This window comes from Bradyrhizobium sp. USDA 4341 (assembly GCF_054063755.1).
Genome location: NZ_JBSSGO010000002.1, coordinates 1,937,102 through 1,961,086, shown reverse-complemented (window position 1 = coordinate 1,961,086; position 23,985 = coordinate 1,937,102). Strand labels below are relative to the sequence as shown.

Genomic DNA, 23,985 nt, shown 5'->3' with positions numbered 1-23,985 from the left:
GGCCATGGAGCTCAGTTCACGCTGGTACGTCGTTCAGACGCAGGTCAATGCCGAAGCAAAGGCGGCCGCCAACCTCGAGCGGCAGGGATTTTCGATCTATTTCCCCCGTTACCTGAAGCGTCGCAGCCACGCCAGGAAGGTGGAGATTGTGCCGCGTCCGTTGTTTCCGCGCTATCTCTTTGTCGGGATCGATCTCGCGTCGCAGCGGTGGCGTGCCATTCAATCGACGCTCGGCGTGTCGCATCTTGTGTGTGTGGGAGATCGGCCGGCGGTGGTGGAAGACCGCGTCATCGATGCCCTGAAGGGGCGCGAGGACGAAGCCGGCTTCATCACGCTTGCGCGCGGGCCGGCGTTCTCGCCCGGGGATAAAGTGCGAATTGTCGAAGGTGCGTTCGTCGACAGTCTTGCGCTCGTTGAAGACGCCAGCGATCAGCATCGCGTTGCGGTTCTCTTGAACCTGTTGGGCCGCAAGGTCCGTGTTCTTGTCGGGACGGACCTGATCGCTGCGGCGTAACTGCGTCTGCCTCCGGGCAGGCGCAATGGACATGTTTGGCTTGGGTGTGATGTTCGATTCACCCCGAGTGCGGTAGCTTTGCCTGAAGCAGGCAGAAACGTTTGAGAGAGGGGCCCATGACGACTTACGCATTGATCGGCGCTGCCGGCTACATCGCGCCGCGGCACATGCGGGCGATGGCCGAGACCGGCGGCAATCTGGCCGTGGCGTACGATCCCAACGATTCCGTGGGCATCATGGACAGCCATTTTCCGGATGCCGAGTTCTTCACCCAGTTCGAGCTGTTCGATCGCCATGTCGACCAGTTGCGCAGAGGCGGCCGAAAGATCGACTATATGTCGATCTGCTCGCCGAACTATCTGCACGACGCACACTGCCGGTTTGCGCTGCGCTCGGGCGTGGATGCCATCTGCGAAAAGCCACTGGTCCTCAATCCCGGCGACATCGACGAACTGGCCGCCATCGAGCAAGACACCGGTCGCCGCATCTCGACGATTCTGCAATTGCGGCTGCATCCGGCGATCATCGCGCTGCGCGATCGTTTCGCGAACTCGCGCAAGCGCCACAAGGTTGAACTGACATACATCACCTCGCGCGGGCGCTGGTATCACACCTCCTGGAAGGGAGCAGACGCCAAGTCGGGTGGTGTCGCGACCAATATCGGGGTGCACTTCTTCGACATGCTGAGCTTCGTGTTCGGCCCCGCCAGCCGCAACGAGGCGCACCTGCGCGAGGCGGAGAGGGCGGCCGGCTCTCTGGAGTGCGAGCGCGCGGATGTCAGCTGGTTTCTGTCCCTGGACCGCAACGACCTGCCCGACAGCGTGAAAGGCAAGAAGACGACCTATCGCTCGATCACCGTCGACGGCGAGGAGGTCGAATTCTCGGAAGGATTCACTGATCTCCATACGCGCAGCTATGAGGAGATCGTCGCCGGCCGCGGCTTCAAGCTGGACGAAGTCCGCCCCTCGATCGATATCGTCTCCACGTTTCGCGATGCGCCGATCGTCAGAAGCAACGGCGTTCACGCCTTTGCCCAGAAGGCGATGCACAAATGAGCGAGATGCGCGAGGATCCGCGCTTTCCAGGCGTCCTGATCCATCAATCGAGCTACGTTGACGATGGGGCGGTGCTCGGGCGCGGCACCAAGATCTGGCACTTTTGCCACATTCTGGCGCGGACGGTGATCGGCGAGGACTGCTCGATTGGCCAGAACGTGATGATCGGTCCGAACGTTCGGATCGGAAACGGCTGCAAGATCCAGAACAACGTCTCGATCTATGATGGCGTCGAACTTGAGGATGACGTGTTCTGCGGACCGAGTTGCGTCTTCACGAACGTGAACAATCCGCGCGCCGGCGTGTCGCGGAAGGACGAGTTTCGCAAGACGCCGATCGGACGCGGCGCCAGCATTGGCGCCAATGCGACCATCGTCTGCGGACATTCGCTGGGCGAGTACTGCTTCATCGGAGCCGGTGCTGTTGTCACGAAGAATGTCGCCGCATTTTCGTTGATGGCAGGCAATCCGGCCCGCCGGATTGGTTGGATGAGTAGAGCAGGCGAGCGGCTGGGCAGCGATCTGGTCTGCCCACGCACTCACCGTCGTTATGAGCTTCATAATGAAGCGCTGGTTGAAATTGAGGGTTGAAGAAGATGGACATTCGCGGAAAGAAGGTTGTCGTTATCGGGGGCGCCGGGCTGATCGGGTCGCATGCGGTCGATCAGCTGACGCAGACTGATGTCGGCGAGATCGTCATTTACGACAACTTCGTGCGCGGCACGCATGAGAACCTTGCCGGCGCGCTGCGCGACCCTCGCGTCAAGATCTTCGAGGCCGGCGGCGATATCACCCAGGTCGATATCCTCGATGCGGCCCTGAAGGGCGCCGACGGGGTGTTTCAGTTCGCAGCGCTCTGGTTGCTGCAGTGTCACGAATTCCCGCGGACGGCCTTTGACGTCAACGTCAACGGAATGTTCAACGTCCTGGACGGATGCGTGCGCAACGGCGTCAAGCGGCTGGTCTGGTCGTCGTCGGCCTCGGTCTATGGCGATGCCGTCGAGGAGCCGATGACGGAAGACCATCCGTTCAACAACAAGAACTTCTATGGTGCGACCAAGATCTGTGGCGAGGCCATGGCCCGTGCCTACCACTTCCGCTACGGCCTCGACTATGTCGGCCTCCGCTATATGAACGTGTACGGACCGCGTCAGGATTACCGGGGTGCGTATATCGCCGTGATCATGAAGATGCTCGACGCGATCGACAAGGGAGAGGGACCGACGATCCTGGGGGATGGCTCGGAGGCGTTCGATTTCGTCGCGGTGGAGGATTGCGCGCGCGCCAATCTGTGCGCCATGGGCGCGAGCGCGACGGATCGCTTCTACAATGTCGGCACAGGACACCGGACCTCGCTGAAGCAGATCGCCGAGAAGCTCCTGAACCTCACCGGCTCCAATCAGCCGATCAACTATGCGCCGCGGAGCCAGGCCACGCTGGTGCGCAATCGGATCGGATCGCCGAAGCGGGCGCAGGAGGAGATCGGCTTCACCGCCGCGATCGACCTGGACGAAGGGTTGCGGCGGCTGATCGACTGGCGCAGGAGCCATATCGATCAGGTCGATCAGCGTCGTGCCAAGGCTCAAATCTGAAGGTTCAGATCTGACCTCGCACCCGACATCATTGAATAGATCGGCCAGAATAACATGTGTGGCATAGCCGGAATTCTGCACCGCGACGGGCGGCCCGCTTCAATCACCACGTTGACGGCAATGACCGATATCATTGCTCATCGCGGGCCGGACGGAGAGGGCCACTACTGCAACGGTCCCGTTGGACTCGGTCATCGCCGGCTGTCGATCATTGATCTGACCGACGCCGCGCGGCAGCCGATGGAGATGCGCGACGGCCGATTTGTGCTGACCTACAATGGGGAGATCTACAACTTCAAGGAATTGAAGGTCGAGCTTTCGGCGAGGGGCCACGTCTTCAACTCTTCCGGCGACAGCGAGGTGTTGCTGCACGCCTTCGCCGAGTGGGGTCTTGGTGCGCTTCTCAAGTTCAACGGCATGTTCGCCTTTGCGATCTGGGACAATCACGAGCGGAAGCTCACGTTGGCCCGGGATCGCTTCGGCGTGAAGCCGCTCTACTATGCCGAACTTGGGCAGACCTTCGTGTTCGCCTCCGAGCACAAGGCCTTTCGGGCATTTTCGGAGTACAAGCCGCGCGTCGACATCAGGGGGCTGTCGGAATATCTGAGCTTTCAGAACTTCTTCGCTGAGCGGACACTGTTTGCCGGCGTGAAACTGTTGCCGGCCGGTTGCTATCTGCAGATTTCGCAGGACAGCAGGGCCGTTGAGCCGGTGCAGTACTGGGATTTTCATTTCGAGGAGCCCGGGTACGCCGTCGATGAGAATGAGGCGACCGACGAGCTCGATCGGCTGTTCAGGCAGGCGGTCAACCGGCAGCTTGTGAGTGACGTCGAGGTCGGGTGCTATCTTTCCGGCGGCATGGATTCAGGCTCCATCACCGCGCTGGCATCGAGCCAACTGCCGTTCATGCGGACGTTTACGGTCGGCTTCGATCTCAACTCGGCCTCCGGCGTCGAACTCGGATACGACGAGCGGACGAAGGCCGAGCATATGTCGTATCTGTTCAAGACCGAGCACTACGAAATGGTCTTGAAGGCCGGCGACATGGAGCGGGCACTGCCTCAGCTTGCATGGCATCTGGAAGAGCCTCGCGTCGGCCAGTCCTATCCGAATTTCTATGCGGCAAAACTCGCATCCAAATTTGGCAAGGTGGTCCTGACCGGGACCGGGGGAGACGAACTCTTCGGCGGATACCCCTGGCGTTACTACCGCGCTGTCGTGAACGACGACTTCGATCATTATATCGAGAAGTACTTCGGATTCTGGCAGCGCATGGTTCCGAGCGGAACGATGCCGAAGCTACTGGGGCCGGTATGGGATGAGGCCAGGCAGACCTCGCCGATCGACATCTTCAGGGGGGTGTTCAAGGAGCACGCCTCCGAGCTGCGGCGGCCTGAGGATTACGTCAATCACTCGCTCTACTTCGAGGCCAAGACGTTCCTGAACGGGCTGCTTATCGTCGAGGACAAGCTGGCGATGGCGCATGGACTTGAGAGCCGAGTGCCGTTTCTCGACAATGATCTCGTCGATTTCGCAATGAAGCTTCCCGCCAAGATGAAACTCGGCAATCTGACCGAGGTCATTCGTCTCAACGAAAACGAGCCCGGCGGAAAGGCGCAGCGCTATTACGAGCGCACGAAGGACGGCAAGTTGATTTTGCGGAAGATGATGAGCCGGCATATCCCCGACGAGGTGGCGGAGCGCGAGAAGCAGGGCTTCTCCGCGCCGGATGCCAGCTGGTTCAAGGGCGAGAGCATCGAGTATGTCAAACGGAGGCTCTTCAGCAACACGGCCCGCATATACGACCTGGTCGACCGAAAGACCGTTCGCTCGTTGGTCGACGAACATCTGGAAGGACGGGAAAACAGGCGGCTGCTGATCTGGTCTTTGCTCAATCTCGAGCAGATCATGGAAAGCAGCTTTTAGGCACGCACAAATGGGAGCGCGCTGCAGATGAACGGTCTCTTCCCGGCGGCAAGATGGGTGCGGGTTGGCCTCTCGCCATACCGCAACTCCCAGGCCTTATGGACCACGATCAGCCAGATCCGGCGATATCCCGATCTCTTGCGGGAGATGGTCGATCGTGACTTGAGCGCTGCGCATGCGCGGCACGGGTTTGGCGCCTTGTGGATTTTCATTCATCCACTCGTTGTCGTCGGAACATACCTGCTCATCTTCGGCTTCGTGTTGGGCAGCAAGCTGTCGATCAGCGCGGATTTTCCCGGCGATTTCTCTGCCTACATCCTGGCAAGTCTGGTTCCGTGGCTGATGATGCAGGCCGCGCTTGTTCGCGGACCCGGAGCGCTGATAGGGAGCGCAAGTCTCGTCAAGCAGGTTGTGTTTCCGATCGAGCTGCTTCCGATCGCGGCAACCATTGCTGCAACGGTCCCTCATCTGCCGGCGCTTGCGCTCGTCATTCTCTACAAGGCTTATGTGGGCGGGCTCAGCTGGATGCTCCTGCTGCTGCCGGTCGTATTTGCCGTTCATGCAATTCTGGCGATCGGATTGAGCTTCGCCCTTGCTGCAGTCACTCCCTTCTTTCGCGATCTGCGCGAGATCGTCACGGTGTTCACCTCGATCGCGATGTATTTGATGCCGACGGTGTACCTGCCCGACTGGATGCCGCGTGCCCTTCGTCCGTTGATCTATTCGAATCCCTTCAGTTACCTCGTCTGGGTCTACCAGGACGTCCTCTTCTTCGGTTCGTTCAAGCATCCATACGCCTGGGCGGTTACAATCGTGTTCGCGCTGCTAAGTCTGGGGCTCGGATACCGCATGTTTGAAAAGCTGAAACCGTACTATGGCAATGCTCTCTGACAATCGAGACGCCGGCGAACTGATCGCACTTGCCGGGTCATTGGACCCGCAGTGCGCCATTCGCGTCACTGACCTGGGAAAGGCCTATCGGCTCTATCAGCAGCCGTTGGACTTCCTGAAGGAGATCATCACCGGAAAGCCCCGGCACCATGAGCATTGGGCGGTCCAGAATGTTTCCTTTGAAGTGTTGCGCGGGCGCGTAGTCGGCATCATCGGGCCGAACGGCGCGGGAAAAAGTACCCTCCTGAAGATCATTGCCGGACTGCTGGATGCCACAACCGGGCGAGTTGAAGTGGCCGGAAAGCTGTCCGCGATTCTGGAATTGGGGACCGGCTTTCATCCGGATGTGTCGGGTCGCGACAACATCGTGCTCGGCGGCATGTGCCTGGGCATGACGAGAGCGGAAATCGAGGCGAAGGTTCCCTGGATCATCGATTTCAGCGAGCTTGCCGAGGTGATCGATCAGCCGTTCCGGACCTATTCCAGCGGCATGCAAGCGCGGCTCACCTTCGCCACGGCGATCAGCGTCGATCCGGAGTTATTCATCGTCGACGAGGCTCTCGCTGCCGGCGACACCGCATTTGTCAACAAGTGCATGAAGCGAGTTCGTCAGATCTGCGAAAGCGGCGCCACCGTCCTGTTCGTCTCGCACTCGAGCGGGTTGATCAGTGAGCTGTGTGACGAGGCGATCTGGATCGACAAGGGGCGGGTGCTGATGCACGGAAATGCCCAGCGCGTCAGTAAGGCCTATGAGCAGAGTGTTTGGGATATCGAGGAAGCGCGCAATCTCCGGGAAACCAAGAAGCTGAGCGAGTCGATTGAGAGCACGGCCGAAACCGGAAAATACGAGCTTGGCGGCGACACCCTGCAGATCACTGCCGTCGAGGTGATCGACGTCGAAGGCAAGCCGATCGGCGTTGTCAAGAATGGGCAGCCGCTTCGAATCCGGGTGTCGTGGTCGGGCTTCTCCGAGCACAAGCAGATCTACGCAAGTCTGCGGATCGATACCGCGCGGCTTCAGGCTGTGACCGGAATCGAGGGGTACGACGGTGGCCTGTTTCTCGATGGGGAGGATGGTCTGCCGGAACGCGGCAGCGTCATCTACGAGGTGCCCGAGCTCGCTCTTGGCGAAGGACAATATTACATCTCTGCCGCTCTGTGCCGGCACATGCTGCCGAAGGGGGCGGAAGCCATTCTGCATTATGTCGAGAAGGCGGCGCAGTTCTCGGTGTCGCGTAATTCACTGTGGCATTTCAATTATCTCTACGATCCGAAATTCACCTGCAGTATCGAGCGAAGCTGATGACGATGACGGATGGTGATTGGCAGGAGAGGCTCGAGGCGTTCTTTGAGCTTCGCGCACGGCAGATATCGGAGAAACCGACGCTGGATGACCTCTGTTACGTCGCCGGCAGAAATCCGTTTCTCTGGACCGATGAGGACCTGCTTTCCGATCTGAAATCGCACATGTCGAGCCTGATGCAGCTCGACCAGAACTGCAAGGTTCTGGAGGTGGGATGCGCCGCCGGCCTTCTTGCGTTGCTCGTTGCGCCGAACGTCGGCAAGTACGTGGGCGTCGATCTAGCGGAGACCCCGCTCGGCGTTGCGCGACGGCTTGAGCTCCCCAATGCCGACTTCCGCCAGGCGGCCGGGGAGAATTTGCAGTTCGGTGACCGCGAGTTTGACGCCGCCTTTTGCTATGATGTGTTCTCGAACTTTCCGAAGTTTCAGACCGGCGAATTGATCATTCGAGAGATGCTTCGGGTCGTGCGCCCTGGCGGGCGCGTTCTCATCGGCTCCGTGCCCGATCGAAGCAAGCTTGAACAGTCTCAGCAGATCGCGGCGCAACTGGCGGCTGGATTTGGCGCCCAGCTAGCCGCTCGCCCGCCGCTGGAAACCATGGTCAAGCAACGGAAGCCCAATTCCTTGGCCAAGGTTGCAAGCTATCTTGGATTCGCCAAAGACGCGCCCTCCGCACAGATCAAACCGGAAATCGTATCGTATGACTTCCTCAAGGAGGACTTCATCGATCTCGGGAAGCGCCTTCGGGTCGAGACAGAGATAGTCGACATCCACCCGCGCAATCCCTATCTCGGCACCCGCTTCAACGTCATTTTTGTCGCTAGATGAGAATCGTCGGATTTCACGACGTCGATCGTGGCCGCTGGAACGCGTTGGCGGCGTCTTCGCCCGAGGCCTGGCTGAACCACGATACGGCGTGGGTTTCGATCGAGGAGCGTTTCTTTGTCGATGCGAACCTGTCGTTCGCGCTGATCGAGAACGACGAAATCGTCGGTATTCAGCCGTTGTACCTGAGTGACGGGACGGGTATGCCGTTCGGTGAGCGCCTTCTGCATTCAGGAATCCATCGTCATACCGGGTTGGCTACGAGTGGGCGGATCGACCGCGGTACCAGGAAAGCCCTCCGCACGGCGGCCATGGACGAGATATTTCGACTGGCCGAACTGTACGATGTCGATCGAATCCAGCTCAACTCGCACAATCTTGCGCCGAGCAATCGCGCGGACTCGCGTGAGGAAATTCCTTTTTGGGTGACAGATTTTGGATTCCAGTTGGGAATAGCATTCGGTCCGAATGGAATGAGCCCCTTCCCGGGGCACTCGACGGTCAATGCCGATCAGTTGGTCGAGCTTGACCAGTCCGAAGACGACATGTTCTCGAATTTGGACGAAGGGTGCCGAAGGGCCGTTCGGAAGGCGCTCAAGGCCGGCCTCGAGTTCGAAGTCGCTACCGATCGATCAGCTCTGAAGGACTACTTGGAAATAGCCGAAGAGTCGGCCGTCAGGACGGGAGAGGCGCTGCCACCGGTTTCGTACTACGAAGCGGTCCTGGATGGCTTTTTCGCACAGGGCCGGGCGCATCTGCTCTTCGTGCGTGAACGAGCCGCCCGGTTGGCCGGGTTGATCGTGCTCAGCGACAAGACGGCCGTGCACTTCATGGCCGGAGCCGCCCGATCTGATGCCTTGAAGCTCCGACCCAACGATTTGCTTCATTGGAACGCGATGTTGTGGGCCAAGCGAGCCGGGTTTCGAACGTATCGTCTGGGGCCGTGGTTTCCGGAAGTGCCGCGAGACTGGCCGATCTCGAAAGTATCGTACTTCAAGACGAAGTTCGGATCGACGTCGTTGCCGATCATTCAGGGGAGCATGTTTCGTCGCCCGGAAAGATACCGTCGGGAATTGCCCGCGTTGGAAGAGAACGTCAGAGGCGTGGGCTATCGCGCCGCAGAGTCTTTTGTGTCCGCGCGAGCCGGTAGTGAGTTTGTTGCCCACCTTCTGCGCGTCTTCGGATTCCCTGGTGCCTCGGCGTCGCCGGACGGCAGGCCTCTGGTTCTGTATCGTCCGCAGCGCGAGGATGTGAGCCGAGCGTCCGACTTTCTTGGTCGCTGTGGCTCCGTCGTTGCCGTATTGCCGGCCGTTGGGTTTACCAAGGCATTCGCCGTCAGATCGGAAGCAAGGGCCGTCGATTCGCCGCGGGTCCTGCGGGCCGAAATGGCGGGGCAGAAGCCCTGGAAGAGGTTGCGGACGCTTCACTCGTATATGCGATTTGTGGCGGCGGAAGGCGTGCCTGTCGTAACCGATGACGAGGGGCGAGCTGCCTGGCTCTGCTTACGCACCTCCGCAGGCGGGTCGATGATATTCGCCGGCACCGATATCGTTTCGGACCTCGTTCGGTATCGCCAGGGCGATCCGGCGGCCGCCGACAAGCGGCCTACGGATGCGATGTGGGGCTTTGCTGGCGAGCGGCCAAACTATCTCTTCGAAGGCCAGCTTGCCGGCGAGGATGCGCGTGAGCGGCATGCCGACTGGTGGTGCGAAGCCTTGTCGGACGCGCTGACGCGCCTGTGCGGCGAGACCAGGCTTCCGATGTTGCCGAATGGGGCGCCGGGTGCGATCGTCATCACGGGCGATGACGATCAAGCCGCGCTCGATCGGTATGCCGAGCAGCTGGAAGCGCTCGGCTCGCTGCCGGTTACATATTTTCTTCATCCGCTTACCAAGCATACACCGGAGACGTTGGCGCAACTCAAGTCGCGCGGGCGCGTCGAACTTGGTTTGCATCCCGACGCGCTTGAAGAGCCGCAAAAATATGCCGAGCTGTTCTCGGAACAGGCGAACTGGTTCAAGCAGCTGACGGGAGAGGACGCGCGGACTGTCCGAAATCATGGATTTCTGAACGACGGGTATTGGAAACATGCCGAGCCATGGAATGCGCATGGCGTGAAGGGGAGCTCCAATCTGCCCGGGCTTGATGGTCGCATGCTCAACGGCTCGCTGCTACCCGGAAGACTTTTGCTCGATGACAAGCTCACGGATCACTGGAGCATCCTGACCGCCATCGGCGACGGGATCGTGTTTGTGCACGGCTGGAATGATGATCAATCGGCGGATTGCATTGTCGGACTTGCGGACGATATTCGGAAGAGCGGCGTCCCCGGCGTGATCGTCGTCAATCTGCATCCGGAGAATATCGACAAGGCCCGAGGGATGCATCACGCGGTTCGCAAGGTCGTCAACGACGGATTCGTTCCGTGGACGATGAGCGAATGCCTCGCATGGTTCGATAGCCGTCCCGAGCAGCGGCAGGCTGACGTTCGGCCGGCTTTCTCCTGGGCGCGGCTTTTGGGCCGACGGAGCAGCTGAGTATGCGCCTCGGCATTCTGTCCGACGCTCACGGGAATATCGAGGCGTTTGAGCTGGCGCTGGCCGTTCTGGCAGACGCGAAAGCTGACGTGATCTACTTTCTTGGGGATTCGGTGGGATACATCCCGGAGAAGGGGGTGGTCAGCGCACTCCGGGCCGGCGGCATTCACGTCGTGAGAGGAAATCACGACGACATGCTGGTCCGGCAGACGACGACTGCGGACCGTGAGGCGATCTATCGTCATCGCGAGACGTTTGCGCTGCTGAGCGACGATGAGCGCGACTTTGTCAGCAGCTGGCCGTCGAAATTGACCATCCGTGATGACCGTGGGACGATCCTGTTTGTTCATGGCAGCCCAAAGGATCCGTTGGGAGGCTACGTGTATCCGGACAGCAGCCTGTCGGACTATGCGGAGGTCGACGCAGACGTCGTCTTCATGGGACACACACACCCATCCCTTTGTGCGGCAGCACGCGGACAAGCTCTTTGTCAATGTCGGGAGTTGCGGCCTACCGCGAGGAAGTGACCTTCGGGGATCGGTCTGCATCTACGATCCAGGCGAGCAGGCCGCAGAGATCATCCGGTTCGATATCTCAGGCCCCTGTCGTCGAATCCTGTCGCGCTATCCGCTTGCGCCCCCGGTCGCTTCGCTGCTTGAGAGGTGCGCCGATTTCAAAGCGAATGAGGTGCAATCTTGAAGAGCAGACGCGCAAAAGTTTTGCTGACGGGCATCGGCGGAGGCGGTCACGGCGAACAAATACTCAAGGCTCTCCGGTTGGGGGAGCTCGAGTACGACATTGTAGGCACGGACGTGAGCGATCTGTGCGCAAACCGAAACCTCGTCAATAAGTTTGTGCAATTGCCGCGGGCGAGCCACCCCGCGTATCTGGATGAGCTTCGATCGCTGGCCCTATCGGAAAAATGTGTTGCCATCTTTCATGGATCAGAACCCGAGATGGCTGTTCTGAGCCGAGCGCGATCCGCGCTCGAGGCTGACGGCCTGTACGTGCCCGTAAATCCGCCGACCGTCCTTGAGATTTGTCAGGATAAGACGAAAACGATGGCTCACCTGGCCTCGTGCGGATTGTCGGCGCCGAGCTTCATGGAAGTGCGCGCGCTGTCGGATCTCGACCAATGGGAGACACTGCCGGCAATCCTCAAGCCGTCGGTCGGCGGTGGTGGGTCGGCGAATGTCTTCATCGTTCAATCGCGCGAAGAACTGTTGGCCTTCGCGCGTTATCTGCTTGCGACCTGTGAAGCCTTCATTATCCAGGAATACATCGGAACCTCGGACGACGAATATACGGTCGGCGTGCTGTTCGGTGCGGATGGTACCCTCCTCAATTCGATTGCGATCAGGCGGGTCATCAACAACGCCCTGACGATCCGTACCCAGGTCCCCAACCGGTCGGGCCGTCCCGATCTCGGGTCGCGGCTCGTGATATCGACCGGCATTTCTCAGGGACATATTGCCGACTGGCCTGACGTGCGAAGCGCGTGCGAGAAGATTGCCGGCTCGCTCTCGCCGAGAGCTCCGATCAACGTGCAATGCCGTGTCGTGGACGGTGCCGTGATCCCGTTCGAGATCAACCCCCGATTTTCGGGAACGACCTCGCTGAGGGCAATGGCTGGATACAACGAACCGGACATTCTCGTCCGAAGAGATGTCTACGGAGAGAATATCCCGGTCCGGTTTCCATACAAGGAAATGACAATCCTGCGGGGTTTGCAGGAGCACCCGCTTGGCTAATTGGCGATCTGAACTCGACAGACGGCAGCGGATCAACAAGGAGTGAGCTTATGACAGCGCAATGTCCGGTGTGCGAATCGACGCACCTAAGCGATATCTACCCGTCCTTTTCCGGGACCTGCATCACATCCGACATGATGGTGCTTCGAGAGGCATCCCTCGACAATCGGCTGTGCAAGCAATGCGGCCTCATATTCAACGCCGGCGGGACGAGGGGGCGGGCCGAAGCCTTCTACAAGGACAGCTACAATCTGATGATGAAGAGCCCGGACGCTGCAATCCAGAGCTTCTCGGGTCCGGCTCCCATCTCGCAAGCGGAGCGCACGCACCAGATTCTGAGGGAAATGACCAATCTGCCGACCGGCGGATCGGTGCTGGAGATAGGCGCCGGAAAGGGCGACTTCCTGGGACATTTTCTTGAAGAATCTGGCGACTGGCGCGCGGCGGCATTCGAGCCGAGCTCGGCATTCGACGTGCTGCAGAAGAGATTTCCCGCCGCTCGGCTTCGACGCTGCGACTACAAGGATTTTGACGCCGAACCGGCAAGCTTCGATCTGATCGTCGCCCTGGGCGTCCTGGAGCACGTCGAGAATCCGCTCGACATGTTGAAGTGGGCGCATAGGCACCTCAAGGAGGCAGGCCTCTTCTACATTCGCGTTCCCAACTTTGCGAAGAATCCGAACGACCTGTTTTGCGCAGACCACCTTTCGAAGCTTACCCTGCATTCATTGGAATCGCTGGCGCACGCCGCCGGATTTGATGTGGTCTCTTCAAAAGAGGCAGGTGTGCCGATCTTTGTTCTGCTAAGGAAGATTGACGCTCCGAAACCGCATGCGGTGAACGTGGCAGAGCTCAATCAGCACACGGTCGATCAGAACGCGACCGTGGCCAGGAGCGCGATGGATGCGATCGATCGGTGTCGCAAGGCCGCTGATGCGTCCGGAGAGCCATTCGCCATTTTCGGCCTCGGGTCGTCGGGCTTGTTTGCACCGTTCTACCTTGGCTTCGACGCCGGGAAGATCGCGGCCTATCTCGATGAAAATCGTTCCACGTGGGGAAGCGGCTTGAACGGACGTCCGGTGGGCGGTCTCGACAAGATCAAGGAACTGGGGATCCGGCACGTGGCGTTGGCGATTAGCCCGGTCTATTTCGATCAAGTGAAGGCGAAGCTGGCACCTTACGGAGTGGAAGTGTATTCGGCCTAAGGTCAGGTCGAAGACCTGTCCCTCAGCGCACCGCCGGATTCCAGGCATCGAGAGTAGCGATCCAATGAACATCACAGAACCGAGTTTCGACGAAGCTGAAATTGCGTTGCTGCGAGAGTGCCTCGACTCGAAATGGGTTACGCAGGGGCCGCTCACAGAACGATTCGAGCGGCTCATTGCAGAGAAGCACGACGTCAAGCATGCCCTTGCGTGCACGTCATGCACCGCCGCGCTGCATCTGGCGACCATGGCCCTGAAGCTTGGGCCGGGAGACGAGGTGATTGTTCCCGCTTTCACGTGGGTCACAAGCGCGCACTCGGCTGAATACGTCGGTGCCAAGCCTGTCTTCGTCGATGTCGATCTGTCGACCTTCAATATCGATCCGGAACGGCTGGAAGCCGCGATCACACCACGCACGAAGGCCATCATCGCGGTCCACCTGTTCGGCCTTGCCGCCCCAATGGACGAGATCCTGGCCATTGCGCGGCCGCGAGGCATTCAAGTGATAGAAGACGCCGCATGCGCGATCGGCACGACCTACAAGGGCAGACTGGTTGGCGCGATTGGCGACATCGGCTGCTTTTCGTTTCACCCGCGCAAGGCTGTCACAACGGGAGAGGGCGGTGCCGTAACCACCAACCGCGATGATCTTGCGGAACGCGTGCGATCGCAGCGCAACCACGGCTCGACAGGCGCTCCGGATCCGTCGATTGAGCCTCACGGCCCGTGGACGATGGCGACGTTTGACAATCTCGGCTTCAACTTGCGCTTGTCCGACATTCAGGCAGCGGTCGGCGTGGCGCAAATGGGCAAGCTCGAGCGGCTGCTGGCAGAACGCCGGCGTCTCGGGCGTCGCTATTCCGAGTTGCTGGCAGGAAACAATTCGATTGCGCGACCGCTCGGCGGGGACGTCGATGGGCATGCATTTCAATCCTACGTTATCCGTATCGTTGACGGGCATCGCGAGCGCCGCAACGCGGTGATGGCGGCGCTGGCTGCCGCAGGAATTCAGACCCGACCGGGCACGCATGCGGTGCATCGGCTCGGCTACTACAAGAACAAGTATGGCCTGCGCCCTGAGCAGTTTCCGAACGCGGCACTTGCGGAGGACACGACGATCACATTGCCGATTTTTCCGAACATGACGGAGGAGGATCAGCGCCGGGTGGTTGATTGCATCAATCGAGCCAGCGCTTGAGACAGGTGCGGAACGCAGCCGGTGTCTTCGAAGCTATTTCGGTCGGTTCGCTACGCGTTGGGGGGCTCGCGTTTTCCCAGGCTCTCCCAGCTCGCGCGAAAGAACCATCATTTTGGCGCGGCCGTCTCGGCGCTTTCCCCGACACCGCAGCGAAGACGCGTAGATCAGGCGATCATCGAGAATGTGAATCGGGTTGCTGCCGAGGGCGACTACGAGCTCCTCACTTCCATGCTGGATGCGCTGCGACCGTTTCTAAATCCCGATCAATCCCCTGATGCGCGCGACTTCTGGGATGCTCTGGTGGCCGATTGTCGCGTGATCGCTGCGGATCGATTGCTGCGAGGCGAGATGAACTCTCTCTGGGGGGTTACGCCGATCGTCAATCTGAGCGCGGGCGTTGCGGCAGATCGCGCTCTGGGCGTGAACGCCCGCTCGCTGGTGTTCACCACCTACCACACTTCGTCGAACTTTGATGTCGTATGTTCGGAAATTCAGGCGCGTCTCGTAGCTGAGCGTGGCGAGGATTGGTTCCTGTTTCGATGGCTCATGCTGATTTGGGCCATTGCCAACTTCGATTTTTTTCATCTCTACAATGATCGCGGCATCATCGAACCGGCCGGTGGCTATGGTAGTCCCCGCTTTGGAATTGCGGTGCGCGAGATGGAAATATATCGCCAGGCTGGCAAGCGGCTCTATACCTACGCATATGGTGCCGACCACAGAATGCGCGAGAAGAACCTGGCGCTTGGAAAATGGAACTTCTGCTCCGAATGCCCTGATCCGGGGGTTTATTGTGTCTGCGACGATGCCGGCGGCGCTGCCATGCTGCAGGTCATCAGAGAATACTCGACTGCCGTGGTGGCGCACGGGCTGGCCATGAAGCTTATCCCTGGCGCTCGAAACGTGCCGTACCTGACGGTCGATATTAATAAATTCTCTCCCCGACAATCCTGGTCTCAAGGGGATGGAAAGCTGGTTGTGGGTCACTTTCCGAACCACGGCTATTTCAAGGGGACAAAATATCTGGAAGGCGCAATCCACTCCCTGCAGGCTGAAGGTCATGCAGTCGAACTCTTGCTACTGAGCGGAAAGCCGCACCATGAAATACTGGAGGCGATGCAGAAGATCGACGTTCTTGTCGACCAGCTCATAAGCGGATCCTTCGGCTTGACTGCCGTGGAGGCAATGGCATCGGGCTGTCCTGTCATCTGCTATTTGCACGATGGAGTAGCGGTCGCCGATCGCGAAACCTGCCCGGTCATTGAGGCAAATCCGGATACGATCAAGGAAGTCTTGGGTCGGCTGATCTCGGACCGCACACGGCTTTCGGAAGCCGGAGCCGCCGGCCCTGATTACGTCCGGAAGAACTACTCTGTGGAGGCGCTCGGCAAGCATTTGGCGGATCTATATGTGGAGACCGCAGAGTTGCCAAAGCCGCTGAAAGCAACAATCGCCGCAAGCGCGAAGTCGCTGAATTCGTGATGCCGTCAAAACGATCCCTGCTCGAACATTCGAACTGCTCTTGCAGGCGCGTTACCAGTGCGCGGGGCGCCTAAACCAGTGTCAATTCCCTATGTTGAAACCGGCCTCGGGAGTAGCCTGAATCAAATCGACTCAACGCAGGCGATCGAGGCGGAAAACGCACGCGCCTTGCGTTTGATCGACGACTTTCAGCGCAGAATGGGCCGGCCGCTTCGCGTTCTTCACATCGGCAACATAGCCAACAATGCCTACAACAATGCCCGCATTCAGCGGAAGCTCGGCATCCAGGCCGACGTGTTGTGTTACAACTACTACCACATCATGGGGTGCCCCGAGTGGGAGGATGGCGCGCTGCAAGAGGGGTCCTCGGCGCTTGGGCAGGATCATTTCAGGCCGGATTGGTGGGCGACAAGCCTGAAGGGATGGAAGCGGCCCCGTTGGTTTGTTCAGGGCCCATCCGCGCTTTGCATCGAATACCTTCGCGCCCGGAACGCGGGTTGGAGATCCACGGCATATTTGAAATGGTTGGAACTGGAATTGACCGCCCTTCAGGACGCTCGTTCCGGCGACAACAAAGGCTTCCTCGCCAAATATGCTCCTCGGCATCTGAGATTCCTGCTCTGGCTCAGCGGACCGGGGCGGTCATGGTATCGGAACAGGCAACCTCTCAGCCTGTACAGAATATGGCTTGGAACGTTCGTCGCAAACGGCGTGCTCGGACGTGAATCCAGCACAGGTCAATTCAAGACGAATTGGCTCGACAGAATCTCGGCTGCTGCGTGGTTGAAGATTGCGCGACGGGGTCCGCAAGCTGATGCGGAGGCGCGCTCCGCCCTCAGTGCGTTACGGGAGGATGTTCGCTGGCTACGCACCGGCGGGATTCGGGAGAGGTCGTCGTCGCTTGCCCGCTCGCTGACCCTCAGCTTCCTAGCGCTGCTGGAGCGCGTCATGCTCAAGTTCATTCCGGTCTCGGAAACCGGCTGCGTGGCGCGATCGATGTCCGATCCCGTCACGCGAGCACGGGAAATCGAGACGTTGCTGGATGAAATCAGGAGAGATCCCGCCGAGCTCGATGGTCAGTCACTTAGTTATCGCGAGGAGTATGTAACGATACATCCAAAGCCCTTCGAAGATGTCCTCTTGTACTATGACATCATCCAGGGATATGCGATCGACGGCCTGATACCGATGATGAACGGCGTCAAGAATTTCTGCTGCTATGAGCATGGAACGCTGCGCGAAATTCCGTTCGAGAACAATCTGACCGGGTTGATCTGTCGGATCTCGTTTCAGCGCGCGCCCGCCGTGTTCGTAACCAATTCGGACGTGCTGCCCTCGGTCGAGCGGTTGGGACTAAGGAAGGATAGGGTGGTCTACCTCCCGCATGCGTTTGACAATCACAAGCTGCGCGCATTCCGCGATGCGCACCCGGAACTAAGTCCCCCGACGGGTGGACCTGTGATTTTCTTTAGTCCCTCGCGGCACCATTGGAAGCGGGGAAATTCATCCTGGCTGAAGGGCAACGACGTGATCATCCGCGCCGCGGCCGAAGTCGCGCGCGAAACGAGAAACTTCAAGCTCGTATTCGTCGAATGGGGTCAAGAGGTCGCAGACAGCAGGGATTTGATCCGGGAACTCGGCCTGTCCGAGCTGGTTGAATGGATCCCGACCATGTCCAAACGGGAGCTATGGCAGCGCTACTGCGTATCGCATGCCGTGGTTGACCAATTCGTCGTTCCTGCTCTCGGTGGCGTCGGGTTTGAGACAATGGCGTTGGGCGTCCGGTTGATTTCAGCCATCGACCAGCAACAGACAGCCATGTTTTTCGGCCAGGAGCCGCCGTTGCTCGCGGCCGCCAACGTCGCGGAATGTGCTGCGCGAATGCGGGAGGTCATCCAGGATCCTCTTGATGCTCAAGGCCGAGGCCAGGCTGCCTCTCAATGGATGTCGACCTACCATTCCGCGGAAAGAATAGTTGCTCTCCAGTGCAAGGCGTATAGCAATTTGCTGGTGGGTCAGTGGTGATGGCGTTTCCCGCAGCACCGATGCAGATTTCCTAGAGTTGCCATATAATGATGCTTAAGCAGATCTCATCCTTCATCAAGCAGTATCCTCCCGTTTTTCGCGCGTTGCGGCCGGTATTCTATTTCCTTTTCGGCCGGTGGAATGCGCTGGTCTCAGAGCTTGTGATCCGTCGCGCGCAGTTCGCGCAGGCTCGAATCCCGAAGATGTCCGCTGCGGGTGATGCTACGTCGCGCAACAGGCAGATTGGCAGATCTGCCTCTGGTCGCGAAGTGGTGATGCTTGTCGTCTCCGATCTGCGCGTGGACCCAAGAGTTGAACGAGAAGCCCGTGCCCTCGGCGCCGCCGGATATGACGTGACGGTGATCTGTCCCGAACCTACGAAGGGGGCAGGGGCAACCTTCAATCTTGATTGGGGACCGCGCGTTCATATTCAGCATGCCGATTGGACGGCTGCGACGTTCATGAGCGAGCAGCCGGGCTACTTTGCGGAACAGCTTTACCTGGAAGCGGTGAAGCGGAAGCCGTTTGCGTTCCATGCGCATGATCTCTCCACCGCCTACGCCGCGATGGCGGCTGCAAAGTACCGAGGCGCGCACCTTGTGGTCGACTTCCACGAGTGGTTTTCGGAGAATGTTCATTGGGATACGAAGCAGTCCGCCTGGGCTCCGTATCCTCCCGAGTGGAAGCGGGCGCTTCAGGAGTTGGAAGTTCGTTGTCTCAACGAGGCGTCCGCCACGATCACCGTATGTGACTCGATTGCGGATGCGATGGAGGCCGAGCTCGGCGGTAGCCGTCCCGTCGTGGTCCGCAACATTCCCGATATCGCGGTCACGCCGTCGCGTGAGTATCCGCCGCTGAAGCAGCAACTGGGGCTACCGGAATCGACGTTCGTTCTGTTGTGGCAGGGAGGAACCGGCCCGACGCGCCTGATCGAGCCGATTATTGAAGCCCTTGCCTATGCACCTGATTGTGTTTTCGTCATTCGGGGTCCGTCTCTGGATCTGTTTGGCCCCAATTATCTGGAATTAGCGCAGCGCACCGGCGTGGAGGGCAGGGTCGTGCTTGCTCCGCCGGTGCCATCGAAGGACGTTGTTGCGGCCGCCCGCGGAGCGGATGCCGGGATCTGGACGTTGCCGGCCTTGTGCCGCAACTTCACCTTTGCGCTTCCCAACAAGATCTTTGAGTACCTCGCCGCCGATCTTCCCGTCCTCGTTGCGCAATACCCCGAGGCGAAGCGCCTCGTCGTCGAGAACGAGGTCGGGTTGACGTTCGATCCCTACGATCCGCGTTCCATCGCGGATTCGATCAACCGCCTGGTCCAGGATAAGCAACTCCGAGCGGCCTTCACCGCCAGCACGCGGAAGACTCTCGCAAGGCTGGATGCAAAGTCGGAGTGGCGGAAGGTCGTTTCGCTCTACGACAGCCTTTCGCCGAGAAAGCCGCCGCAACGCGGATCCACGCAATGAGAGATCGACTGAGATCGCTCGCGCGGCTCGTATTGCCGCGGAGCGTTCGAAGGTGGATGCTCACGACCTGGTCGATTGCGAGATCGCCGGGTCGGTGGACAATCGTCCGCCGCAAGCTGCAGGCGCTGCCGCAGAGGCTTCTCAGCCTGGTCGCTACTGCACTTTCGATTGCCGTCCTGAAACACGCGATTTGGCTCGCTCCGGCAGTTGGAGCCGTGCGCCTGCGGCGCGGGCAGCCCAGGAGCTTGTGGGGTGTAACGCCGATCCTGACCCTGCAGCTCAAGGCCAGGGCAGATCGGGAGCTTGGCTTTCAATCGACCTCTCTTGTCTACGTAACCTATGTCATAACGTCGCGCTTCGATCTGAATCTCCAACGGCCTTACATGCTGGCGCTCAGGTTTGGCCTGGGCCTCGCGTTCCAGCGTTTGGTGCTCGCGTGGGCCCTGGTTCGGTATGATGTGTTTCACTTCTTCGCCGACCGCGGGTTGCTCGATTCGACGGAGCGCTTGCAGATCAATTCCGAGGAGCTTGCCGCTCTGCGGCGGGCCGGCAAGCGGGTCTATGTTTATGCGTACGGTGCCGATGTTCGTACCAGGCTTGCGACCCTGGCCCTCGGCAAATGGAACTTCTGCGTCGACTGCACGGAGCCGCCAAAATATTGCACGTGTCACGACGCAGAGGCTCAACATTATGTTTCCGAATTGACCAAGTCCGTAACGGCCCTGGTCTCGCTCGGCGATATGCTGACCTACATGCCTGCGGCAAAACATATCAACTACTGGCCGTTGGATCTGGATCGGTTCAATGCAGTTCTCCCGGACGCGCCGCCATCCGGTCCCCTTCGCATCGCCCACGCACCTAATCATACGCACTTCAAGGGCTCGAAATACCTGGAGCGGACGATCGACAGGCTGAAGGTGCAGGGATACGACATCGAATATTACAAGATACAAGGCGTTCCCAACAGCGAGGTTCTCGCGCTGTTCGCCCAGTCCGACATCGTGGCGGATCAGTTTATCGGTGGTGCTTACGGCTACACCGCGCTCGAGGCGATGGCGCTCGGCAAGCCGGTCCTGAGCTTCGTGAGAGGTCCGGATCTGGTCGAAGCGCCGGAGGAATGCCCGATCATCACCGCAACGCCCGATGAACTTGAGCAGGCATTGCTGTGGGTAATCCGCAATCGGGATAGCCTTCGCACAATCGGCGAGCAGGGCCGGCGCTACGTCGAGCGATGGCACGGCATATCGGCGATCGCTGCGCGGCTTGGACAGCTCTATCGGGACACTGCAAACTTTCCGCCTGCCGTCGTCGATCGCATTCGGTGCCAGCAGGAGCAGGAGGAAGCCCGGCGCAACGCCATTCCCCTCGTGAGGAATTGGCAGCATCCATTCCAGATTGCGAGGCAGCCTGCTTCAGAAGGTCTCAGTGCGCTCGCCGGGACGACTCCCCGATGATCGGACCGCAAGGGCATGTCCGGTGACATCGGTCGACACATCAGGCGTGATCACGCGCTCGCCACAGCTACAGGAGCTGGATTGGCATCGGCGTTTCCAGGAACAGCATGGGCGAGCGCTGCGCGTGCTGCACCTCGGCAACATCGCGAACAACGCGTTCAATAATGCCAGGATCCAGCGCAAGCACGGCATCGACGCTTATGTCATCGCCTACGAAAACTACCACATCATGGCTTCGCCTGAATGGGAGGAGGCGACGTTTGAGGGAGACCTCGGCGATCCATTCTTTCCGGATTGGACCAAGGTCGATCTCGGAGGCTACCGGCGGCCGAGATGGTTTGCCTCTGGGCCTCTGAATTTGTGTTGCTCAATGATTGCCGCTGAGGTTGGCGGCCAGCCGGACCTCGCCGAGGAATTCCGACGCTCGCTGGATCGAGCCCGACAGTCCGTGTGTTCGCAGAGAGCGTCTGCCCGCGTGATCCGTCTTGGCCAGAAGATAAGACGGAGGATTCGTCGATCCCCCGCAATGGCGCGCGACATCTTCATGCGACGCGTTCTGGCAAGGGATGACCCGCAGCAGCAGCGGCTTGTTGATGTCTGGCGGCAAGGGCGTGCGCCGGGTTCTCCGCCAAGCGCCGCGGACTTTGGCAGCTACCGGGCGCGGCTCGCGCCGCTCATGGGTCTGCTGGACCGGTTTGACGTCATCCAGGCTTACGCAACAGATGGTGCCTGGCCGCTGCTCGCGCAGCGCCCCTATTTCGGATATGAGCATGGAACGTTGCGCGCAATCCCGTTTCAGGACGACGGCCTCGGGCGGCTCACTGCAACGGTGTTCCTCGGAGCCGACCACGTCTTCGTCACCAACATCGATTGCGTGGCTGCCGCCCGACGGCTTGGCGTGCCGCCGGATCGGATTACGCCGCTTCCGCATGCGTTCGACGATACGAAGCTCGTTGAATTCGGGGCCAGAAACAGCGCGATCAGGCCGCCCGATGACCAGGTCGTTGTTTTTCATCCGACCCGACAGGATTGGCGGGACTCGGACCCCAGCCTGGTGAAGGGCAATGACCGGCTGATCCGTGCCTTCGCGCGCGTTGCGCAGCAAGCGCCTCAGCTGCGACTTGCGATGATTGCCTGGGGACGCGACCTTGACGCCTCGCGGGAGCTCATAGGAAGTCTGGGGCTCGACGATAAGGTGCAGTGGCTTGCGCCGATGCGCAAACCGGAGTTGTGGAGAACGTATCTCCGCAGCCACGCTGTGCTGGATCAGTTCGTTCTTCCATCATTCGGTGGAATCACCTTTGAGGCCCTGGCGCTTGGCAGGCGAGTCATCACGAACGTGGATGCGGGTACGGCCAAAGAGTTCTTTTCCGAAGCCCCTCCCACCCTGTCGGCATCGACGGAGAGTGAGATCGCCGAGGCGCTTCGCAAGATCGTCGCGGATCAGGACGACCGGCATGGACTCGGTGCTGCCGGAGCAGCCTGGATCCAAAAGTATCATTCCGCGGCGAGAATCGTCGAGCTGCAGTTGGCCGCGTATCGACGGCACATCGAATCCGTTCGGGCCTGAACCGCCATCGCGATGCAGGACAGCAACGCGCACAGATCATCACATTCGCTCAGCAAGATGAAAATCCTTCACGGCCCCTTCAACATCGGTAATCAGCCCTGGTCACTCTCGCGTGCCGAGCGCCGGCGTGGAAATCGGAGCGACCTAGTCATTCGAAGCGGAACCTGGTTTCGATACCCGGCCGACAAGGTTCTGTATGACGACACGGCAACCGACTTTCAGAAGGTGGCCCGGAGCGCGTGGTTCGGGTTGTCGGCGCTCCTGCGCTACGATGTGCTCCACTACTATTTTGGAACAACGTTCCTGTATCCGGGCTACGCGTTCGAGGGCGTTGGCCGGATGGGACCGCTGCTGAATCGGCTCGTGACGATCGATCTCAAGCTGGCCAGGGGGTTGGGCAAGAAGAGGTTCATGACCCTGCAGGGATGCGACGCAAGGCTTGCGGGCGAGGGCAATCGGCGAAACGAGTGGACCATGTGCGCCAGCGGGCGTTGCTCCGCCTATGAAGCTTGCGTCACCTCGCTCGATGCGCGCCGGTCCCGCCTGATCGATCGCGTGCTTCCGCTGTTTGACCGCGTATTCTATCTCAATCCGGAACTGGGGCACGTCGTCCCCGGAGGGCAGTTCCTGCCTTACGCCAACGTGGAGATCGGTCATTTCTCGCCCGAGTATCCCCGCGCTGAAGGCAAGCCGAGAATTGTCCACGCGCCGAGCGATGCGAGTATCAAGGGCACCCAGATGATACTCGATGCGTTGGAGCGTCTGAAGTCCCGGTTCGACTTCGAACTGATCCTGGTTGAAAAGAAAACGCATGAGGAGGCGATGGCCATTTACAGGTCCGCCGACCTTGCCATTGACCAGGTGCTTGCGGGTTGGTACGGCGGCTTTGCCGTCGAGATGATGGCCATGGGAAAGCCGGTGGTATGCTACGTCAGGGAAAGCGACCTGCAGTTCATCCCGCCGGCCATGCGGGATGATCTTGCGATCTTGAACGTCGATCCCGGGCGGCTCACGGAAGATCTTGCGGCTATCCTCGAGCGTCGAGCCGAGTGGACAGAGCTCGGGAAGCGGGCGCGTCGCTATGTCGAGCGATGGCATGATCCTGATCATATTGCCGGGGCGATGATCGCAGCTTATCGCAGCCCTGACAGTACGTTTGTGCTGGCGCCGGCAGGCGCCGAAGTCGAGTAGAT

19 protein-coding genes are annotated in these 23,985 nt (G+C 59.8%); all 19 read left to right on the top strand.

Annotated features, from left to right (window positions below; translation table 11 throughout):
• Positions 1 to 4 precede the first annotated feature (4 nt).
• Positions 5 to 514 carry a transcription termination/antitermination protein NusG gene (gene nusG / locus ACVIGB_RS15305; RefSeq protein WP_456722001.1) on the top strand — a complete coding sequence of 170 codons (510 nt, stop codon included), beginning with the start codon at positions 5 to 7 and terminating at the stop codon, positions 512 to 514.
• A gap of 116 nt (positions 515 to 630) precedes the next feature.
• Positions 631 to 1,569, top strand: a complete 939-nt coding sequence (locus ACVIGB_RS15300) for a Gfo/Idh/MocA family oxidoreductase (RefSeq protein WP_456722002.1) — start codon at positions 631 to 633, stop codon at positions 1,567 to 1,569.
• Entirely contained in the window at positions 1,566 to 2,159 is a 594-nt protein-coding gene (locus tag ACVIGB_RS15295; protein ID WP_456749157.1) for an acyltransferase, read from the top strand. Before ACVIGB_RS15300 ends, ACVIGB_RS15295 begins: the two co-directional genes overlap by 4 nt.
• A gap of 5 nt (positions 2,160 to 2,164) precedes the next feature.
• Positions 2,165 to 3,160: an NAD-dependent epimerase/dehydratase family protein gene (locus tag ACVIGB_RS15290; protein WP_176530103.1), complete on the top strand. Its 996-nt coding sequence runs from the start codon at positions 2,165 to 2,167 to the stop codon at positions 3,158 to 3,160.
• Positions 3,161 to 3,214: 54 nt separating this feature from the next.
• The gene (asnB, locus tag ACVIGB_RS15285; protein WP_092115540.1) at positions 3,215 to 5,086 is read left to right on the top strand and encodes an asparagine synthase (glutamine-hydrolyzing); all 1,872 of its coding nucleotides are present in this window, start codon (positions 3,215 to 3,217) and stop codon (positions 5,084 to 5,086) included.
• A 147-nt stretch (positions 5,087 to 5,233) separates the two neighbouring features.
• Positions 5,234 to 5,977: an ABC transporter permease gene (locus ACVIGB_RS15280; protein ID WP_456722003.1), complete on the top strand. Its 744-nt coding sequence runs from the start codon at positions 5,234 to 5,236 to the stop codon at positions 5,975 to 5,977.
• On the top strand, positions 5,961 to 7,280 hold the full coding sequence (locus ACVIGB_RS15275) for an ABC transporter ATP-binding protein (RefSeq protein ID WP_092115538.1): 1,320 nt from the start codon (positions 5,961 to 5,963) through the stop codon (positions 7,278 to 7,280). Before ACVIGB_RS15280 ends, ACVIGB_RS15275 begins: the two co-directional genes overlap by 17 nt.
• A complete protein-coding gene (locus tag ACVIGB_RS15270; protein ID WP_456722004.1) occupies positions 7,280 to 8,107 on the top strand; it encodes a class I SAM-dependent methyltransferase in 828 nt (275 codons plus the stop codon). The genes ACVIGB_RS15275 and ACVIGB_RS15270 overlap by 1 nt, the downstream gene beginning before the upstream one ends.
• Positions 8,104 to 10,641, top strand: coding sequence for a lipid II:glycine glycyltransferase FemX (locus tag ACVIGB_RS15265; protein WP_456722005.1), 2,538 nt, complete (start codon positions 8,104 to 8,106; stop codon positions 10,639 to 10,641). Before ACVIGB_RS15270 ends, ACVIGB_RS15265 begins: the two co-directional genes overlap by 4 nt.
• A gap of 2 nt (positions 10,642 to 10,643) precedes the next feature.
• Entirely contained in the window at positions 10,644 to 11,168 is a 525-nt protein-coding gene (locus tag ACVIGB_RS15260; RefSeq protein WP_456749156.1) for a metallophosphoesterase family protein, read from the top strand.
• Positions 11,169 to 11,336: 168 nt separating this feature from the next.
• Positions 11,337 to 12,392 carry an ATP-grasp domain-containing protein gene (locus tag ACVIGB_RS15255; protein WP_456722007.1) on the top strand — a complete coding sequence of 352 codons (1,056 nt, stop codon included), beginning with the start codon at positions 11,337 to 11,339 and terminating at the stop codon, positions 12,390 to 12,392.
• 50 nt (positions 12,393 to 12,442) lie between these two features.
• Positions 12,443 to 13,597, top strand: coding sequence for a class I SAM-dependent methyltransferase (locus ACVIGB_RS15250; protein WP_456722008.1), 1,155 nt, complete (start codon positions 12,443 to 12,445; stop codon positions 13,595 to 13,597).
• A gap of 64 nt (positions 13,598 to 13,661) precedes the next feature.
• The gene (locus tag ACVIGB_RS15245) at positions 13,662 to 14,795 is read left to right on the top strand and encodes a DegT/DnrJ/EryC1/StrS family aminotransferase (RefSeq protein ID WP_456722009.1); all 1,134 of its coding nucleotides are present in this window, start codon (positions 13,662 to 13,664) and stop codon (positions 14,793 to 14,795) included.
• A 21-nt stretch (positions 14,796 to 14,816) separates the two neighbouring features.
• Positions 14,817 to 16,277 (top strand): glycosyltransferase, encoded by a 1,461-nt coding sequence (locus ACVIGB_RS15240; protein ID WP_456722010.1) that lies wholly within the window; start codon positions 14,817 to 14,819, stop codon positions 16,275 to 16,277.
• A 78-nt stretch (positions 16,278 to 16,355) separates the two neighbouring features.
• On the top strand, positions 16,356 to 18,302 hold the full coding sequence (locus ACVIGB_RS15235) for a glycosyltransferase (protein WP_456749155.1): 1,947 nt from the start codon (positions 16,356 to 16,358) through the stop codon (positions 18,300 to 18,302).
• A 47-nt stretch (positions 18,303 to 18,349) separates the two neighbouring features.
• A complete protein-coding gene (locus tag ACVIGB_RS15230) occupies positions 18,350 to 19,768 on the top strand; it encodes a glycosyltransferase family 4 protein (RefSeq protein ID WP_456722013.1) in 1,419 nt (472 codons plus the stop codon).
• Positions 19,769 to 19,824: 56 nt separating this feature from the next.
• Positions 19,825 to 21,222 (top strand): glycosyltransferase, encoded by a 1,398-nt coding sequence (locus tag ACVIGB_RS15225; RefSeq protein ID WP_456722014.1) that lies wholly within the window; start codon positions 19,825 to 19,827, stop codon positions 21,220 to 21,222.
• Positions 21,223 to 21,244: 22 nt separating this feature from the next.
• A complete protein-coding gene (locus ACVIGB_RS15220; protein ID WP_456722015.1) occupies positions 21,245 to 22,792 on the top strand; it encodes a glycosyltransferase family 4 protein in 1,548 nt (515 codons plus the stop codon).
• Between the two features lie 12 nt (positions 22,793 to 22,804).
• Positions 22,805 to 23,983 carry a glycosyltransferase gene (locus ACVIGB_RS15215; protein WP_456722016.1) on the top strand — a complete coding sequence of 393 codons (1,179 nt, stop codon included), beginning with the start codon at positions 22,805 to 22,807 and terminating at the stop codon, positions 23,981 to 23,983.
• Positions 23,984 to 23,985: the final 2 nt, after the last annotated feature.

Coding starts and splice junctions, on each gene's coding strand:
- ACVIGB_RS15300 (WP_456722002.1), top strand. CDS start 631: ATGACGACTTACGCATTGATCGGCGCTGCCGGCTACATCGCGCCGCGG.
- ACVIGB_RS15265 (WP_456722005.1), top strand. CDS start 8,104: ATGAGAATCGTCGGATTTCACGACGTCGATCGTGGCCGCTGGAACGCG.
- ACVIGB_RS15250 (WP_456722008.1), top strand. CDS start 12,443: ATGACAGCGCAATGTCCGGTGTGCGAATCGACGCACCTAAGCGATATC.
- ACVIGB_RS15230 (WP_456722013.1), top strand. CDS start 18,350: ATGATGCTTAAGCAGATCTCATCCTTCATCAAGCAGTATCCTCCCGTT.
- ACVIGB_RS15260 (WP_456749156.1), top strand. CDS start 10,644: ATGCGCCTCGGCATTCTGTCCGACGCTCACGGGAATATCGAGGCGTTT.
- asnB (WP_092115540.1), top strand. CDS start 3,215: ATGTGTGGCATAGCCGGAATTCTGCACCGCGACGGGCGGCCCGCTTCA.
- ACVIGB_RS15275 (WP_092115538.1), top strand. CDS start 5,961: ATGGCAATGCTCTCTGACAATCGAGACGCCGGCGAACTGATCGCACTT.
- ACVIGB_RS15290 (WP_176530103.1), top strand. CDS start 2,165: ATGGACATTCGCGGAAAGAAGGTTGTCGTTATCGGGGGCGCCGGGCTG.
- ACVIGB_RS15245 (WP_456722009.1), top strand. CDS start 13,662: ATGAACATCACAGAACCGAGTTTCGACGAAGCTGAAATTGCGTTGCTG.
- ACVIGB_RS15295 (WP_456749157.1), top strand. CDS start 1,566: ATGAGCGAGATGCGCGAGGATCCGCGCTTTCCAGGCGTCCTGATCCAT.
- ACVIGB_RS15280 (WP_456722003.1), top strand. CDS start 5,234: ATGGTCGATCGTGACTTGAGCGCTGCGCATGCGCGGCACGGGTTTGGC.
- ACVIGB_RS15225 (WP_456722014.1), top strand. CDS start 19,825: ATGCTCACGACCTGGTCGATTGCGAGATCGCCGGGTCGGTGGACAATC.
- ACVIGB_RS15270 (WP_456722004.1), top strand. CDS start 7,280: ATGACGATGACGGATGGTGATTGGCAGGAGAGGCTCGAGGCGTTCTTT.
- ACVIGB_RS15215 (WP_456722016.1), top strand. CDS start 22,805: ATGCAGGACAGCAACGCGCACAGATCATCACATTCGCTCAGCAAGATG.
- nusG (WP_456722001.1), top strand. CDS start 5: ATGGAGCTCAGTTCACGCTGGTACGTCGTTCAGACGCAGGTCAATGCC.